This window comes from Ancylobacter sp. 3268, from assembly GCF_031456575.1.
In the GTDB taxonomy this organism is placed as follows: Bacteria; Pseudomonadota; Alphaproteobacteria; order Rhizobiales; family Xanthobacteraceae; genus Ancylobacter.
This window is the reverse complement of the sequence record NZ_JAVDUX010000006.1, coordinates 71,944-83,839: the sequence shown is the minus strand read 5'-3', so window position 1 is coordinate 83,839 and position 11,896 is coordinate 71,944. Positions and strand designations below refer to the sequence as shown.

The 11,896-nt window shown below is 68.1% G+C and carries 15 protein-coding genes; 8 read left to right on the top strand and 7 right to left on the bottom strand.

What is annotated here, in order from left to right:
- Positions 1-58: 58 nt before the first annotated feature.
- Together J2X65_RS10450 and J2X65_RS10445 are read left to right on the top strand one after the other, a co-directional pair.
- Positions 59-1,045 carry a zinc transporter ZntB gene (locus J2X65_RS10450; RefSeq protein ID WP_310200851.1) on the top strand — a complete coding sequence of 329 codons (987 nt, stop codon included), beginning with the start codon at positions 59-61 and terminating at the stop codon, positions 1,043-1,045.
- Between the two features lie 94 nt (positions 1,046-1,139).
- Positions 1,140-1,496 (top strand): hypothetical protein, encoded by a 357-nt coding sequence (locus J2X65_RS10445; RefSeq protein WP_310200850.1) that lies wholly within the window; start codon positions 1,140-1,142, stop codon positions 1,494-1,496.
- A 140-nt stretch (positions 1,497-1,636) separates the two neighbouring features.
- Here the strand turns inward: J2X65_RS10445 and J2X65_RS10440 are convergent, their stop codons facing one another.
- Positions 1,637-2,233, bottom strand: a complete 597-nt coding sequence (locus J2X65_RS10440; protein ID WP_310200849.1) for a superoxide dismutase — start codon at positions 2,231-2,233, stop codon at positions 1,637-1,639.
- 328 nt (positions 2,234-2,561) lie between these two features.
- Here J2X65_RS10440 and J2X65_RS10435 point away from each other — a divergent pair, with 328 nt between their 5' ends.
- Positions 2,562-3,671 (top strand): hypothetical protein, encoded by a 1,110-nt coding sequence (locus tag J2X65_RS10435; RefSeq protein WP_310200848.1) that lies wholly within the window; start codon positions 2,562-2,564, stop codon positions 3,669-3,671.
- A gap of 63 nt (positions 3,672-3,734) precedes the next feature.
- Here the strand turns inward: J2X65_RS10435 and J2X65_RS10430 are convergent, their stop codons facing one another.
- Positions 3,735-5,852, bottom strand: coding sequence for a S9 family peptidase (locus tag J2X65_RS10430; protein ID WP_310200847.1), 2,118 nt, complete (start codon positions 5,850-5,852; stop codon positions 3,735-3,737).
- On the bottom strand, positions 5,849-6,289 hold the full coding sequence (msrB, locus tag J2X65_RS10425; protein ID WP_310200846.1) for a peptide-methionine (R)-S-oxide reductase MsrB: 441 nt from the start codon (positions 6,287-6,289) through the stop codon (positions 5,849-5,851). The genes J2X65_RS10430 and msrB overlap by 4 nt, the downstream gene beginning before the upstream one ends.
- A gap of 417 nt (positions 6,290-6,706) precedes the next feature.
- Here msrB and J2X65_RS10420 point away from each other — a divergent pair, with 417 nt between their 5' ends.
- The gene (locus J2X65_RS10420; protein WP_310200845.1) at positions 6,707-7,126 is read left to right on the top strand and encodes a MucR family transcriptional regulator; all 420 of its coding nucleotides are present in this window, start codon (positions 6,707-6,709) and stop codon (positions 7,124-7,126) included.
- A gap of 23 nt (positions 7,127-7,149) precedes the next feature.
- Here the strand turns inward: J2X65_RS10420 and J2X65_RS10415 are convergent, their stop codons facing one another.
- On the bottom strand, positions 7,150-7,440 hold the full coding sequence (locus J2X65_RS10415; protein WP_310200844.1) for a hypothetical protein: 291 nt from the start codon (positions 7,438-7,440) through the stop codon (positions 7,150-7,152).
- A gap of 217 nt (positions 7,441-7,657) precedes the next feature.
- On the opposite strand from J2X65_RS10415, the gene J2X65_RS10410 reads away from it, so the two are divergent.
- Positions 7,658-7,969, top strand: a complete 312-nt coding sequence (locus J2X65_RS10410) for a helix-turn-helix domain-containing protein (RefSeq protein WP_310200843.1) — start codon at positions 7,658-7,660, stop codon at positions 7,967-7,969.
- A complete protein-coding gene (locus tag J2X65_RS10405; RefSeq protein ID WP_310200842.1) occupies positions 7,959-8,531 on the top strand; it encodes a DUF6456 domain-containing protein in 573 nt (190 codons plus the stop codon). Before J2X65_RS10410 ends, J2X65_RS10405 begins: the two co-directional genes overlap by 11 nt.
- Here the strand turns inward: J2X65_RS10405 and J2X65_RS10400 are convergent.
- Positions 8,517-8,939: a SufE family protein gene (locus J2X65_RS10400; protein ID WP_310200841.1), complete on the bottom strand. Its 423-nt coding sequence runs from the start codon at positions 8,937-8,939 to the stop codon at positions 8,517-8,519. The two genes, J2X65_RS10405 and J2X65_RS10400, sit on opposite strands and share 15 nt — an antisense overlap.
- A gap of 67 nt (positions 8,940-9,006) precedes the next feature.
- The gene (locus tag J2X65_RS10395) at positions 9,007-9,519 is read right to left on the bottom strand and encodes a DUF5330 domain-containing protein (RefSeq protein ID WP_310200840.1); all 513 of its coding nucleotides are present in this window, start codon (positions 9,517-9,519) and stop codon (positions 9,007-9,009) included.
- A gap of 237 nt (positions 9,520-9,756) precedes the next feature.
- On the opposite strand from J2X65_RS10395, the gene J2X65_RS10390 reads away from it, so the two are divergent.
- On the top strand, positions 9,757-10,428 hold the full coding sequence (locus J2X65_RS10390; protein ID WP_310200839.1) for a peptidoglycan-binding domain-containing protein: 672 nt from the start codon (positions 9,757-9,759) through the stop codon (positions 10,426-10,428).
- Positions 10,429-10,437: 9 nt separating this feature from the next.
- Positions 10,438-10,782: a DUF1491 family protein gene (locus J2X65_RS10385; protein ID WP_310200838.1), complete on the top strand. Its 345-nt coding sequence runs from the start codon at positions 10,438-10,440 to the stop codon at positions 10,780-10,782.
- On the opposite strand, the gene J2X65_RS10380 is transcribed toward J2X65_RS10385, so the two are convergent.
- Positions 10,779-11,849, bottom strand: a complete 1,071-nt coding sequence (locus J2X65_RS10380) for a hypothetical protein (protein WP_310200837.1) — start codon at positions 11,847-11,849, stop codon at positions 10,779-10,781. The genes J2X65_RS10385 and J2X65_RS10380 overlap by 4 nt on opposite strands.
- Positions 11,850-11,896: the final 47 nt, after the last annotated feature.

Sequence of the window (11,896 nt, the reverse complement as noted above, 5' to 3'; positions counted from 1 at the left end):
AACGCAATCCTTCGGGTTCATTCATCTAGCGTTCATCCCGCGCATAGGGAGGTGGCCGGTGCCGGATTATGACAGCGAGGGCTTGATCGGGGCGTGGGCCTTCGACGGCGCCGGCAATGCGCGCCGGCTCGGCTGGGCCGATCTGCGCGGCGGCTGCGATGTCGGTGAGCAGGGCTTCATCTGGATCAATCTGCAACTGATGGACCGGCGCCAGCAGCCCTGGCTGCAGACGGATGCCGGCATCGAGCCGGGCATCGCCGATTCGCTCACCGCCGAGGAGACGCGCCCGCGCTGCGTGCTGTTCGATTCCGGCGCCTTCCTCAATCTGCGCGGCATCAACTTCAAACCCTATTCGCTGCCGGACGAGATGCATTCGATCCGCTTCTGGGTGGAGCCGAAGCGCATCATCTCGGTGCGCACCTACCCGCTCTCGGCCCTCGCCGATTTCGAAGAGGCGCTGGCGCGCGGACGGGCGCCGCGCACGCCGGGCGAGTTCATCGCCGATCTGTCGCTGCGCCTGGTCGACCGCATGGACACGGTGATCACCGCGCTTGCCGAGCAGGCCGACGAACTGGAGGAGAATGTCTGGAGCGCCACGCTCACCAATCTCAGCCAGCGCGTATCCGAACTGCGCCGCGTCGCCATCATCCTGCGGCGCTACATCGCCCCGCAGCGCGAGGCGCTCAACCATTTCTCGCTGGAAGATGCCGGGTGGATGACGGTGCGCGACCGCAACCGGCTGCGCGAAGCCGGCGACCGGGTGACCCGCTTCGCCGAGGAACTCGATTCGGTGCGTGAACGCGCGGCGGTGATCTACGACCAGATGGTGGAACGGCGCGCCGAGCAGATGAACCGCTCCATGCAGATCCTGGCGGCGGTGACGGTGATCTTCGCGCCGCTCACGCTGATCACCGGCCTGATGGGGATGAATGTCGGCGGCATACCCGGCGCCGAGGACCCCGTCGGCTTCTGGACGGTGACGGTGCTGGCCGGCATCGCCGGAGTGGCGATGGTGGGGCTGTTTCGCTGGGTGCGCTGGCTGTAGGCCTGACCTAGGGGTATATTGCGCGGGCGGTTCCGTTGCGGGGGCGGTTCCCGTGGGGGGCGGCTCCCATGTGGGGGTATGCGCGAGGCGCGAGATGCATAAGCTGCTGATGCCGGCCTTCGCTGCCGGGCTGGGCTTCGCCGCCCTGGCGATTTCGGCCTCCGGGGCGGTGGCCTATGAATTCACCGGCGCCTTTCCGGGGGGCGATTGTGTCGCCATGGCGCGAACCATTCCGCCCTCGAAGCTCTGGTACGGCCATTTCACCGGCCAGCGACAATGGGGCACCTTCGAGGAGCGCATCCAGACGCGCACCGTGGAGGGGTGCTTCAAATCCAAGGCGGTGTGTGACAACTGGCTCTACCAGTGGCGTTCCACCTACCAGTATAATTTCTGGAACGACTATTGCGTGCTCAGCAACCAGCCGCGACCGCGCCGCCCCTATGCCGGCTGACGCCGTTCACTTCATGGAAGGGGACCGCCGCGCCAGGCGGTGAAGACGGCCGGTCATGAAACCGGTGTGGAAACCGGCCATGGAAAAAGGCGCCGGTCCGGTGGGCCCGACGCCTTTCATTCCCATCCGACGCGCAGGGCTCAGACGGCCTTGGCGTAGAGTTCGGCGACGTAGTCCCAGTTCACCAGGTTCTCGACGAACGCCTTCAGATAGTCGGGGCGACGGTTGCGGTAATCGATGTAGTAGGAGTGCTCCCACACGTCGACGCCGAGGATCGGGGTGGCGCCGGAGATCAGCGGGCTCTCGCCGTTCGGCGACTTCAGCACGGCCAGCTTGCCGTCCTTCACCGCCAGCCAGGCCCAGCCGGAACCGAACTGGGTGACGCCGGCCTGGATGAAGTCTTCCTTGAACTTCTCCACCGAGCCGAGATCCTCGACGATCTTCTTCTCGAGCTCGCCGGGAATGGGGCCGCCGCCATTGGGCTTCAGCCAGTTCCAGAAGTGCAGGTGGTTGTAGTGCTGGCCGGCATTGTTGAACAGGCCGGGGTTCTTGCCGTAGGAGCCCTTGACGATCTCCTCGAGCGACTTGCCCTCGAACTCGGTGCCCTTCAGCAGGTTGTTGCCGTTGTTCACATAGGCGAGGTGATGCTTGTCGTGGTGATACTCCAGCGTCTCGCGCGACATGTACGGCGCAAGGGCATCGTAGGAATAGGGCAGATCAGGAAGCGTGAAGGACATCGACTCTGTCTCCGCAATATGAATCCGGCTCTGCCGCCTCGGCAGCAGGGCGCCGGGCGGCTTCCTCCCAAAGGTGCGTGCGCACCGAAAAGAGATCAACGGTGACTAGATAGGGCGCTCCGGCGCCGGCGACAACCGAAAGCCATGCCGAGCCCGCATTTCCCTGGGAAGAATTTCCACAAAGCGGGCAGGGGACATCTTGGCGGAATTGGCGATGTCGCGAAAGCAAAGCATCTTGGTAATCGTGCCGAGCTTTCGTAAAAGCTGTGCCCGACGTAAGTTTGATGAGGGGAGGGCTGGTCGCGAATCAGCCCGGCGGAGTTTTTCTATGGGTGCAATCATCATCGGCATCGGTCTGGTCGTCGGCGCCATCGGCGTGGTGATCGGATTGATCGGCGTGCAATCCCTGGCTCAACCTTCCGGGACTGCGCTCGTCATCGTCGGCACCGTCGGCTTTGTCGGAGGATTGCTGCTGTTCGCGCTCGGCTTCGTCCATCGCGCCCTGGTCGATATCGGCCAGAAGCTCGACGGCGTCGTGCATGTCGAGGCGGAGGAGTATTACGAGGGCGAGCATCGCGAGGCCGCCCATGGTCCGGCGCATGAGCCGCCCGCCGCCTCGTTGCCCGCCGCGGCGGCCCTCCCGTCCGCGCCGATCGCGGCCCGGCACGCCGAGGCGGATGCCATGGCCGCCAGGCCTCAGGCCTTCGAGCCGCCCGCCGAACCACCGGCTCCGGCTCCGGCCCTGGCCCCGCACCCGGCCCCGGTTGCCGAGCCGGCGGCCAAGGGACTGTCCGGGGCGCTGCCGTCCTGGTTCCGCCGCAAGCGCGGGCCGGAGCCCGAGGCAGTCGAGCCCGAGCCCGAGCCGGCTTCCGCCTTTGGCGGGCCGGCGGCGGAAGACCTGGAACTGCCGCCGTTCGAACTGTCCGAGCTGCTCGAACCGGAACCGCTGCCGGAGGAGTCCCGGCCGACGCCCGCGCCGGCGGAACCCAAGCCTTCCGTCCCGCCGAAGTCGCCGGCCGAGGCAAAGCTGGCGGATGCGCCCAAGCCGGCGCCCAAGCCGCCCGCTCCGCCGACGCGTGACCCGAAGGCCAACGAGCTGCGCATGCCGGAACGGCGCCCGGACGAGCCGAAATTCGTCGAGCCCCGGCCCGCCGAGCCGGCGGCCGCGGCATCCGCGCCGGCGGAACCGCACCACGCCGCCATCGAGGCCGAAGAGGGGCCCGGCGCGCCGCCGGCATTCCTGCATGTCTCCGATCTCGCCGAAGAGGCGCCGAGCGAGGCGCCGGCGATTACCGTGCTGAAGGCCGGCGTGATCGGCGGCATGGCCTACAAGCTGTTCTCGGACGGCTCCATCGAGGCCGAGCTGCCGGACGGCACGCTGCGTTTCGCCTCGCTGCAGGATCTGCGCAACCACGTCTCCGGCGCCAGCCAGGGCTGAGCCGGGCCGCCTCGGGCGTGCCTTGAAGGGCGTCGCGGCGAGAGGCCGCGGTGCCCTTTTCCGTCAATCGGCGGCTTCCGCCAGCTTTGCCGCGGCAAGCGCGAAGGCGTAGACCAGGGCGGTCTCCTCCAGCCGGTCGAAGCGACCGGCGGCGCCGCCATGGCCGGCATCCATATTGGTCTTCAGCATCAACGGCGCCTCGTTGGTGCGGGTGGCGCGCAGCTTCGCCACCCATTTCGCCGGCTCCCAATAGGTGACGCGCGGATCGGTGAGGCCGGCCAGCGCCAGGATCGCCGGATAGGCCTTCGCCGCGACATTGTCGTAGGGCGAATAGGCGCGGATGAAGCGGAAGGCGTCGGCGTCGGTGATAGGATTGCCCCATTCCGGCCATTCCGGCGGGGTGAGCGGCAGGGTGTCGTCGAGCATGGTGTTGAGCACGTCGACGAACGGTACCTCCGCCACGATGCCGGCAAAGCGGTCCGGCCGCAGATTGGCGACCGCGCCCATCAGCATGCCGCCCGCCGAGCCGCCATGGGCGACGATACGGTCCGGTGCGACGATGCCTCCCTTGGCGAGATGGTCGGCCGCGGCGATGAAGTCGTGGAACGTGTTGGTTTTCTTGTCGAGCTTGCCGTCGAGATACCAGCGCCAGCCCTTCTCGGTGCCGCCGCGTATATGGGCGATGGCATAGACGAAGCCTCGATCGACCAGCGACAGCCGCGAGGTCGAGAAACCGGCGGGGATCGCGATCCCATAGGCGCCGTAGCCGTAGAGCAGGCACGGCGCGCTGCCGTCGAGCGGGGTGTCGCGGGAGAACAGCAGCGATACCGGCACGCGCGCGCCGTCTTCCGCCGTCACCATGAGCCGCCGGGTGACGTAGCGCGCCGGATCGTGACCGGAAGGCACCTCCTGACGCTTGCGCAGTACGCGCTCGCGCGAGGCGATGTCGTAGTCCCACACCTCGGCGGGTGTGGTCATCGAGGAATAGGTGAAGCGTATCAGCGTCTTGTCGAAGCCGTGACCGGGGTCGAGGCCGAGCGAGTAGGCCTCTTCCTCGAAGGCGACGACGTGCTCGGCGCCCACGCCGAGGGGGCGGACCACCAGGCGCGGCAGCCCGTCCTCGCGCTCCAGCCGCACCAGATGGCCGCTGAAGACGCTGTGCGACAGGATCAGCCGGCCGGTTTCATGCGGCACGAGGTCGCGCCAGCTTGCCCGGCCGGGCGTGGCGAGGGGAGCGGCGACGATCTTGAAGTCCTCGGCGCCGCCGGCATTGGTGAGCAGCACCAGCGTGTCGACGCCGGCGAGATCCGGGTGGTGCTCGACGCTGTAGCGCATGCCGGGGCTGCGCGGCTCGACGAGGCGCGGCGCGGCGAAGGGATCGGCGAGATCGAGCAGATGCACCTCGCTGGTATCGTGGTCGCCGCAGGAGATCAGCCCGAAGCGCCCGGACTGGGTGCGGCCCAGCGAGACGAAGAAGCCCTTGTCCGGCTCCTCATAGACGAGCATGTCGGCGGAGGGCGCGCTGCCGAGCGCGTGGCGGTAGACGAAGCTCGGCCTATGCTCGGCGTCGCGGCGGATATAGAAGACGTGGCGACCGTCGGCGCTCCACAGCACGTCGCCGGTGGTCTCCTCGATGACATCCGGCAAATCGGTGCCGGAGGCGCTGTCGCGCAGGCGCAGCGTGTAATATTCCGAGCCGGCGCTATCAGCGGTCCAGGCGATCAGCCGGTGGTCGGGCGAGGGCTGGATGTCGCCGAAGCTGAAATAGGCCAGCGTCTCTCCAAGCGCATCGCCGTCGAGCAGCAGCTGCTCCTCCCGGCCGCCGACCGGGATCCGGCAATAGAGCGGGTACTGGCCGCCTTCGCGGAAGCGCGTGTAATAGGCGAACGGACCGTCGGGGGAGGGGACGGAGGAATCGTCCTCCTTGATCCGGCCGCGCATTTCCTTGACCAGGGTCCGGCACAGCGGCGCATGCGGAGCGAACCAGGCGTCGGCCGCCCGGTTCTCCGCCTCCAGATGCGCACGGATGTCAGGCGCCAGCACGGACGGGTCCCGCATCACTTCGCGCCAATTGTCGGCACGCAGCCAGGCAAAGGGATCGACCAGCGTTTCGCCGTGGAACTGGCGGAGTAGAGGGGCGTGAGAGGCGTGAGAGGCCTTGGCCGGGATGTCAGCGCTCACCGGTTGGACTCGCTTGCGGCGGACCCGCTGTCGGCATGGAAGTTCATGGCGACGCCGTTCATGCAGTAGCGCAGGCCGGTCGGGCGCGGCCCATCCGGAAAAACATGGCCGAGATGCGCGTCGCAGCTGGCGCAGCGGATCTCGATGCGGTGCATGCCGTGCGAATGATCGTGGACGGCGGTGACCGCCTCCTTCGACACCGGCTGGAAGAAGCTCGGCCAGCCGGTGCCGGATTCGAACTTCGCCGCCGAGTGGAACAGCGGCTCGCCGCAGCAGACGCAGCTATAGGTGCCGGCCTCCTTCTGCGACAGATGCGGCCCGGTGAAGGCGCATTCGGTGCCGTGGCCACGGGTGACGCGGAACTGCTCGGGTGTGAGTAGGGCGCGCCATTCGGCTTCCGTCTTCACAACCTTGGGGCGGCGGGCGGTATCGACCATATCGGAAATTCCTGCTGAACCGTCCTGAAATAAGCGCGGGCCGCGCCGTCTTCAAGCCGGCGCGGTCGAGCCGCGGGGTTCTGCAGCCGAGGCAGGGCTACATTGCCGGAATTTCATGAAAAGTCCGTCGGGGATAGGCTATATTTATGGGGTGACCGTGCAGCCGGTGACGGTTCGGTTAAACACAATCAGTTGAGCAAGCGGTGTTCCGGCGGAATGAGGGCGACAACACATGTCGCCGCTCGCTAAAGAATGTTGCAAACCGGAATGTTCTTGATGTTTGTCAAAAAAAATCTTATCTAAAAAGGGTAGAAACGCACATAGCTGCGGATGCAGTGCGGATTCGTCCTCAGGCCGACGTTGCGGTAGATGGATGGTCGGTGGCTCTTCTGCCGATCTGGCGAAAAAGAACGACTCATGAGCGAAAATACTGATATCGAGAAATATATTGAACTCGCCGCAGACATCGTCTCCGCCTATGTGAGCAACAATGCGGTGATGTCGAACGATCTGCCGAGCCTGATCGGCGAGGTGCATGCCGCGTTGCAGTCTCTCGGCAAGGTTGCCGACGAGCCGGCGCCGGAGCCGCTGAAGCCGGCGGTACCGCTGAAGAAGTCGATCGCGCCGGACTATCTGGTGTGTCTTGAGGACGGCAAGAAGTTCAAGTCGCTCAAGCGCCACTTGCGTACCCAGTACGGTATGACGCCGGAGCAGTATCGCGAGAAATGGGGGCTGCCCGCCGACTATCCGATGGTGGCGCCGAACTATGCCGCGGCCCGTTCCGAACTGGCAAAGCAGATGGGACTCGGCCAGCAGCGGCGTCGCGGCGCCTCCTGAGGCGTCGGCGCCACACGGGAAGATCACGTCTTGATGCGAAAGGCCGTCGCGGTTCCTGCGGCGGCCTTTTTCATGTCTGCCGCCGTCTCGGCGTCCAGCCGCCGCAAGGCGGCATGGCGGGTGGCATCATAGCCGATGCCGGTGAGGGCGGCGCGGCGCTCGGCCCGCAACAGCCTTGCCAGCCGCGCCCGCCGTTCGGCGAGGCCGTGCCCCAGGAATGGCCGCAGCGCCGCCACCTTGGCAGCGATGGCTTCCGCGGGCTCGTGCAGGCGCATCGCCCGCACCGCGGCACGTCTTGGTTGTGTTCGTCTCATGAGGAAGCTCCGTGGCATAGCCTCCATTGTTGCGGGTGGCGGGGAGCGCGCGGATAAAATTGGTATTTAAATACCTATTTGGCGTAAATTTCCTTTCTGGCCCGCGGGTGCATCAAGGTGTCTTGTTAAATGCATCTCTCACGTGTAGGTTTAAATTCCTGCAAGTAAGAGTATATGCTTCATGACGCCAAGCGCTCTTCCCCCACCGACCGAGCCAATGGGCCGATCCAGCCTGCTGGCCGCCCGCCTCGCCGCCGAAAGCTCCGGCCTTTCGCTTCACGACATCCTGCATGCGCGGAGAGGGCGACATGCCAGCGCCTCCGCCCGTGCGCTGGCCATGTATCTTGCCCATGTCGGGCTGGGCGAACCCATGGGCCGGGTTGCGCTGGATTTCCGCAGGCACCGCTCCACCGTCGCCCATGCCTGTCGCCGGATCGAGGAGCATCGCGAGGATCACGGCTGCGATGGCTGGATCACCACACTCGAGCAGCGGCTGCGCCGCGCCACGGAGGCCGGCCATGGCGAGTGAACGCGCGACCGGGCGGATCATCGAACGGCTGGAGATCGTGATCGACGGCCACCGCAGCTGGGTCGAGGTGGACATCACCGAGAGCCCGCTCGCCTGGCTGGCGCGGCGGCGCGGCCGCGACGGGCGCAGCTTCATCGATGCGGTGCAATTGATGGCCGGGGAGCGGCTCAGGGCGGACTTCACCCGCGCGCAGATGATGCCGCGCACCACGGCGGACTGGAGCGGGATGGGTCGCCCGCCGGCGCGCCATGCCGCCCGCACCGGCCTCGATGTCTCGGAAGCGGTGCTTGCGGCGAAGCAGCGGGTCACGCGGGCGATGGAGGTCGTCGGACCGGAGTTTTCCGACGTGCTGCTCGATGTGTGCTGCTTCCTGCAGGGAATAGAGCAGGTGGAACTGGACCAGGGCTGGCCGGCGCGCTCCGGCAAGGTGATCCTGGGCCTCGCCCTCAGCCGGCTGGCGCGCCACTATGGCCTGTCGCGCGAGGTGAAGGGCCCGGAGCGGAGCCCGCTGCGCAGCTGGAGCGCGCCGCCGGACGCGGCGGGACGATCAGACGGCGGCTAGCGCGCCGCGGGCATCGGCGCGGATCCGCTCCACCATCGAGCGCAGGCCGTTCGAACGCTGCGGCGTCAGGTGCTCGCGCAGGCCGATCCGGTTGAACACGGCGGCGGGATCGATGGCGAGTATGTCGCGGGCCGGCTTGCCGGAATAGAGCGCCAGCAGGATGGCGATGAGGCCGCGCACGATATGCGCGTCGGAATCGCCGACGAAGCTCAGGCGCGGTCCATCGGCCGTCTCCGCCATATTGCTCACCAGCCAGACCTGGCTGGCGCAGCCCTGCACCTTGGTCGCTTCCGAACGCTCGTCTTCCGGGAAGGGCGGCAGCTTTCGGCCGAGCTCGATGAGGAAACGGTAGCGGTCGTCCCAGCTGTCGAGCAGTTCGAAGTCGTCGATGATGTCGTCGATGCTCATGGCCATGTCGCTGCGCCCCTCGACGCGCATATAGGGGTGCGACCGCCCCGAGCGCAATGGTCGGGCTTCAGCCCGGCCGGCGCGGAGGCGTGGGGATCGAGGGCGCGGCGGCGGGAGCGGCGTTGACCGAGGCGGGGGTCGCCACCGGCGGGCCGAAGATCGCGGACGAGGAGGCGTCGGCGCGCGCGCCGGCCTCGTCGGCGACCGGCGCCTGCCAGGCCGGGCTGAGATCGTGGGCGGTGAGGGTATCGCCTGCCGGATTGGCGGCGGCGCGCTCGGCGGCCTTACGCTTCTGTTCGGAGATCTGATCGCCGATATAGCCGAGCAGCAGCTGGGCGCCGGCTTCCGCCCGGCTGCCCAATTGCGTGATGATTTCGCTGCCGATGGCGCAGGCCTGCGGCTCACGCTCGCAGAAGCCGCCGGCATCGGAGACCGCGGAGCTGGCGGCGGACAACGCCTTGAGCGGATCGACCTGCGCCGTGCCCGGCGCATCCGTCCCCGATGGCTGCGTGCCCGGAAGCGAGGGCAACAGCAGCAGCACGATGGTGAGCCAGAACCCGATACGCAGAAGGAAGAACATCGCGTGTCTCTCATCTCCGGAACAGGCGCCGCCGGCGTTCCTCGCACGCCCTCCTGTCGCCCATCTTCGGCGATATTAGCGCGCAGACGTTGCGCAACCGGTGTCGCAATCGCGCAAAATCAGCCGATTGCGGAAAGCGGATGTTAAGCACGCCGGCATCATGATCGTCGGGCAAGGGCGCCGGTGGCGGGTGCCGTGGAGAGCCGGCCGGCACGGTCGGCGGCGGGGGAGTACGGGATGCCGCGTTCATATGCGAGCGACCTTCTCGTGGATGGAATCGATCTCGGCGCACAGCGCGGCCTGGTCGTGCCGGAGCGCCCGAGGCACCGCCGCTCGGATCTGTTCATGGTGCTCGTGGCCGCCGCCGCCAGCGCCGCGGTCCTCGCCAACGCCTTCATGTTCCAGGAGGGCCGGCGCGAGAGCGGCGGCACGCCGGTACCGCCTCCCGCTCCGACGGCGAGCCGCCCGGCGGCCGCTTCGTCTCCCGCTCCTTCTCCGGTCGCCGCCGCTCCGCTCGCCCAGACCAGCGAGCCGGTGACCGCGCCGGCCGCTGCCACGATGCCGCTGCCGCCGGTGAAGCCGCCCGTGCCGAAGCCGGCGGCGAAGGTCGATGCCGGCGGCATGGCCGCGCTGGCCAACCAGGCCGGCGCAGCGGCATCGGCGGCGCCGATGGCTGCCCAACCGGTGCGTCCGCCGGCCGAAGTCGCGGTATCCGCGCGCATGCTGGAGGTGCAGAAGGCGCTGGCTCGCCTGGGCTATGGGCCGCTCCGCATCGATGGACGCGCCAGCGAGGCGACGGAGAAGGCGATCAAGGATTTCGAGCACGACCGTCGCCTGCCGGTGACCGGCCAGCTTTCCGACCGGCTGGTGCGCGAACTCAACGCCGTCGCCGGATTCGCCATTCAATAGGGGAGCGCCATGCGCCTGAAGAGCGCCATCTGGGTTTCCGCCCTGATACGGCGCGCCAATGGCGCAGGGGCCTTTGCCGCCGTGCGCCGACGCGGCGCCGAAGAGGCGGGCGCGGTGTTCGTCAAGATCGCGACGCTGGATGGCCTGGCGGCGCTTTACGGGCCGGCTCCCCCTTCCTTCGACGATGAGGACAGCCCCGAGCGACGCTTCGCGGCCATCGTGCCGGCCGATCGGCCGGAAGCCGAGGCGGAGGAGCGGATGGACAAGGAGATCCGCTTCGACCCGGATCTGTGGTTCGTCGAGATCGAGGATCGCGCCGGACGCAGCTTTCTCGATATCGCCCCGCTGCGCTAGCCCTGGCGGCGCGGCTCCGCCAGCGTATCGCCGGCCTGCGCGCTCCCCGGTGCCGGACGCGGCACGGCGAAATCGCGCATCGACGGGGTGTCGGCGGCGGGGCGTGGCACGCCGGCGCGGCGGGCGCCACGCCAGATCGCCACCATATGCTGCGCGCTGGCCAGCGGCAGCCCATCGAACAGGTCGGCCAGACGCGCCATGTCGCTCGACGAGCGGCCGACGCCGGGATGCAGGCGGAACAGGATCCGCGACAGCACGGCGAAGCTCAGGCCGAGCGCCCGGGCGGCGATGGCGAGCGCCTGCCCCGCCTCGTCCTCGACAATGCGCGCGGCGGCCTCCGCCGGCACCGCCAGCGCCCGTTCCAGCAACAGGGCGAGGGCGGCCCGGTCCTCGCGCTTGGCTGCGGCGAGCAGGCTGTCGGTGAAGGCTCCGCCCTGCGCGCCGACCCTTTCCGCCAATGGCAGAGGCGGCAGGGTGAGCAGACGATGCAGGAGGGTCGCGCGCTCTTCCGGCGTGGCGGTGAAGAAATCCGCCGTCGCCTGCGGCCGACGCTGATGCGCCTCGCGCGCATGATGGACGGTGGAGGCGAGCCGCTTGGCTAGTTCGGGAGACACGTCGCGGCGGGCGGCAATCGCCTGCAGCCGCGCCGGTTCGGCACCGGCGGCGAGCTGGAGAAGGGCGGCCTCGTCCAGCGCCGGCGACAGCCGCAGCAGCGGCGCGGCGCTGTCGATCGGGCCGGATGCCAGTCTGTGCACGAGTTCCGCCGGCAGGTCGGCACGCCCCGCCAGACGCTCGGCGGCCTCGCGGGCGAGCGCGGGCGCCACCCCCTCCATCAGCCGCGGCAGCAATATGCCGAGCCGACGGGCGGAATCGGCGTCGCCGGGGCCTTCCTCGATCACGCGATCGACCAGGAGCGCCAACAGCGCCGGGCGCGTATCGGCGCCATGGCTGCGGAAGTCCTCGATGGTGGCCTTGAGACTGGGGCCGACGGTGGAGGGCATGAAGGACGACAGGTTCGAACGGGAAGGGGGGAGCGCGCCGGGACCGGCCGAACCAAATTGCGCCATGAACGTTAGCAAGCCGTTAACCATGCCGAACTAGCCTTTACCTATCC

What these genes read in the sequence shown, in the direction of transcription:
- J2X65_RS10445 (WP_310200850.1), top strand. Translation starts at nt 1,140, where the DNA reads ATGCATAAGCTGCTGATGCCGGCCTTCGCTGCCGGGCTGGGCTTCGCC.
- J2X65_RS10440 (WP_310200849.1), bottom strand. Translation starts at nt 2,233, where the DNA reads ATGTCCTTCACGCTTCCTGATCTGCCCTATTCCTACGATGCCCTTGCG.
- J2X65_RS10435 (WP_310200848.1), top strand. Translation starts at nt 2,562, where the DNA reads ATGGGTGCAATCATCATCGGCATCGGTCTGGTCGTCGGCGCCATCGGC.
- msrB (WP_310200846.1), bottom strand. Translation starts at nt 6,289, where the DNA reads ATGGTCGATACCGCCCGCCGCCCCAAGGTTGTGAAGACGGAAGCCGAA.
- J2X65_RS10420 (WP_310200845.1), top strand. Translation starts at nt 6,707, where the DNA reads ATGAGCGAAAATACTGATATCGAGAAATATATTGAACTCGCCGCAGAC.
- J2X65_RS10415 (WP_310200844.1), bottom strand. Translation starts at nt 7,440, where the DNA reads ATGAGACGAACACAACCAAGACGTGCCGCGGTGCGGGCGATGCGCCTG.
- J2X65_RS10410 (WP_310200843.1), top strand. Translation starts at nt 7,658, where the DNA reads ATGGGCCGATCCAGCCTGCTGGCCGCCCGCCTCGCCGCCGAAAGCTCC.
- J2X65_RS10405 (WP_310200842.1), top strand. Translation starts at nt 7,959, where the DNA reads ATGGCGAGTGAACGCGCGACCGGGCGGATCATCGAACGGCTGGAGATC.
- J2X65_RS10400 (WP_310200841.1), bottom strand. Translation starts at nt 8,939, where the DNA reads ATGAGCATCGACGACATCATCGACGACTTCGAACTGCTCGACAGCTGG.
- J2X65_RS10395 (WP_310200840.1), bottom strand. Translation starts at nt 9,519, where the DNA reads ATGTTCTTCCTTCTGCGTATCGGGTTCTGGCTCACCATCGTGCTGCTG.
- J2X65_RS10390 (WP_310200839.1), top strand. Translation starts at nt 9,757, where the DNA reads ATGCCGCGTTCATATGCGAGCGACCTTCTCGTGGATGGAATCGATCTC.
- J2X65_RS10385 (WP_310200838.1), top strand. Translation starts at nt 10,438, where the DNA reads ATGCGCCTGAAGAGCGCCATCTGGGTTTCCGCCCTGATACGGCGCGCC.
- J2X65_RS10380 (WP_310200837.1), bottom strand. Translation starts at nt 11,849, where the DNA reads ATGGCGCAATTTGGTTCGGCCGGTCCCGGCGCGCTCCCCCCTTCCCGT.